At 46.8% G+C, this 2,125-nt stretch carries 2 protein-coding genes; both read right to left on the bottom strand.

Annotated features, from left to right (window positions below):
• Positions 1-1,820: condensation domain-containing protein (locus MHN32_RS23465; RefSeq protein ID WP_239422972.1), on the bottom strand; the 1,820-nt coding region annotated here is incomplete at its 3' end.
• A 2-nt stretch (positions 1,821-1,822) separates the two neighbouring features.
• Positions 1,823-2,125, bottom strand: a 303-nt coding sequence (locus tag MHN32_RS23460; protein ID WP_239422971.1) for a phosphopantetheine-binding protein, incomplete at its 5' end; no start/stop codon positions are given.

Raw genomic sequence — 2,125 nt, 5'->3', positions numbered from 1 at the left:
CCACCGGCTTTGAGCACGGCCAAAATAGCAATAAGCATCTCGCTACTGCGAGAAAAGTAGAGGGCGATAGGGGTATCGGCAGGCAATAGGCCAGCTTGGTTTTTGGGGTGCTGAGCAATGATTTGCTTCGCAAGGGCATTGGCTTTACCGTTCACTTCGGCATAAGACAGTGCTTCACCACTGCTGGTTAACATGGCCGTCTGCTCAGGGGTGTTAGCGGCGTGCTGCTCTACTAAGCTGGCCAAATCTTTGTCGGTGGTAAACGACTCGGCGTTGTTGTGCCAAGCACGGAGTGTGTCAGTCTCAGTTCTATTTTGTAGGGCTACTTTTGCAAGTGGCTGTGCGGTTCTGGCGATCACTTGATCGATAATATTGATAAAGCGCTCAGCAAGAGTTGCGATCCAGTCACTAGGAAATAGCGCAGTGGCGTAGTTAATATCACCAAATACTTCTTCGTCCCCATTTTGTAGCAGCAAACTAATGTCGAACTTTGCCACTTTATGGAGCGCTTTTACTTGTGACTCATCCACAGGCGTAAACAGCTGTTGGCTGCTGTCGTCGCTGTTATTTTTAAATTGCTCAAGCGCAAACATCATTTGAAATAGCGGGTGGCGAGACGGATCCCGTTGTAATTTTAGGGCGTCGACCAATTTATCAAATGGCAGATCTTGGTGCGCCTTTGCCGCTTTTAGGGTTTGGTGCACTTGTTGGATTAAGGTATTAAAGTCGAGTGCGTTATCAATATGAACTGGCAGGGCTAAGCTATTGACCAAAAAGCCAATAAGATTTTGTGTCTGGCTTAGGTGACGGTTGTCAGATGGCGTACCTATGACTAAATCTGACTGACCGCTGGTTGCTTGTAATGTCAATGCCCAGCTGCTGAGCAGTACTACATAAAGACTGGTTTGTTGCGTTTTGGCTATGGCCTTTAGGGCTTCGCTTCGTTCCTGACCCAAATGAATACGGTGGTCGGCACCGTGATATTGATATTCATTTGGCCTTGGTAGTGGCGAATGTAATTCAAGCTGCTCAGCGCCTGCAAGTGCATCAGTCCAGTGGTCTAAAAGCTTAGTTAAGGTATCGCCGCTGAGGTACTCGCGCTGCCATTTTGCGTAATCTTGGTACTGTAACTCAAGCGCTGGTAGCTCAGGCGTTTTGCCTGAAGCTTGCATAAAATAGGCTTGGTGTAGCTCACGCATAAAGATTTCGGTGGACCAGCCATCAAAAGCAATATGGTGCCACATAAATAGCACGTAACGTTCAGCGCCTAATGTCCAACAGCAAACCTTGAACATAGGCTCATTGGCTAAGTCAAATGGTGTACTGATCGCTTGTTTAACAGCCGTATTAAGCGCAGCTAAGTCAGCCACAGGGCTAGGCGTAATCTCAATACAAGCGCTCAACACTTCTTGATAGTCGAGGCCTTGCTCGTCTTGACGATAGACACTGCGAAGGATTTCGTGCCTATCTAACACGATATTCAACGCCTGTTCTAAGTGTGCAAGCTCGGTGTGCTCAGAGAGTTTAACCAAAAACGGAATATGATAAGCGTTGGTGCCATTTTCTAACCGTTCGATAAAGAGTAAACGCTCTTGCGCAAACGAAAGCGGATAGCGGTTTAATTCTGGCAGTGTATTAAACGCATCCTTTGAAAAAATTGCTTTTGCTTCAAGGTAATCCATTAGCTGCGTTTTGTTTGACTTTAACTTTGCAACAAGCGCAGCATCTGGCGCTTGCGCGCCAAATGACAGCTCTAGTCCGCCGTCTTGCAACCAGATTGAGAGATTGTGATCTTTCAGTTCAGCGAGCAATGACAACATGGTTAAATCCTCATGCTATTAGTTTGTTCTTGTTGTGATCCGGAGCCTGCTTTAATCTCGATATCCACGCTCAGCGTCTCTAAGTTGTCGACGATTGCGGCAATATGGGTATGCTCAAACAAGGCTGAAATTGGGATGTTTAAATCCAGTGCTTTATTACACGCATTCATCAACCGGATAGCCGAGATAGAGTCCCCCCCGATACTGAAGAAATTATCCTCAATCCCCACTTGCTCAAGGCCAAGTACCTGTTGCCAAATCTCACAAAGTTGGGTCTCTAAGGCATTGCGCGGTGCCACATAGAG

Origin of the sequence: Pseudoalteromonas sp. Of11M-6 (genome assembly GCF_022347905.1) — a bacterium.
Classification (GTDB): Bacteria; Pseudomonadota; Gammaproteobacteria; order Enterobacterales; family Alteromonadaceae; genus Pseudoalteromonas.
This window is presented reverse-complemented; position numbering and strand designations above follow the sequence as displayed.